The sequence below is a fragment of the Streptomyces mutabilis genome (assembly GCF_014649815.1).
Taxonomy (GTDB): Bacteria; Actinomycetota; Actinomycetes; order Streptomycetales; family Streptomycetaceae; genus Streptomyces; species Streptomyces mutabilis.
This window is the reverse complement of sequence record NZ_BMTT01000315.1, coordinates 1-520: the sequence shown is the minus strand read 5'-3', so window position 1 is coordinate 520 and position 520 is coordinate 1. Positions and strand designations below refer to the sequence as shown.

At 26.7% G+C, this 520-nt stretch carries 1 protein-coding gene; it reads left to right on the top strand.

Annotated features, from left to right (window positions below; all coding sequences use genetic code 11):
- Positions 1 to 520: replication initiation protein (locus IE142_RS35995; RefSeq protein WP_191889536.1), on the top strand; the 520-nt coding region annotated here is incomplete at both ends.

Below are 520 nucleotides of genomic sequence, written 5' to 3'. Positions count from 1 at the left end.
TTATAGTTAGTATTAACCCCAAGCTCAAGCACGTTTTAAATGAAATAACAAAAGATTTCACTAAATTTGAGTTAAAGGAAATGACACATCTTAAATCTACATATTCTAAAAATATGTTTAGGCTTTTAAAACAATATAAACATACAGGTTATTTTAAAATACAAATTAATGACTTTAGAGAACGTTTAGATATTCCTAGTAGTTATCGAATGACACATATTAATCAAAAGGTTTTAACTCCTATTATTAATGAACTAAACTTTATTTTCAAAAATCTTCATATCAATAAAATTAAAGCTAAGAAAGGACGTAAAATTGAGTGGATAGAATTTACATTTGATCCTGAAAAACGTATCCATAGCAAGCGACAACTTCAAAAACAAGATCATGTTATATCTAATCGTTATATGAGTCTTGAAAAAACGCCAAAATGGTTAGATGAAAAAATATATACACAATCTCAAGAGATACATAATGAAGATTTAAAATTAAAGCAGGATCGAGAGGCATTTCAACGTCA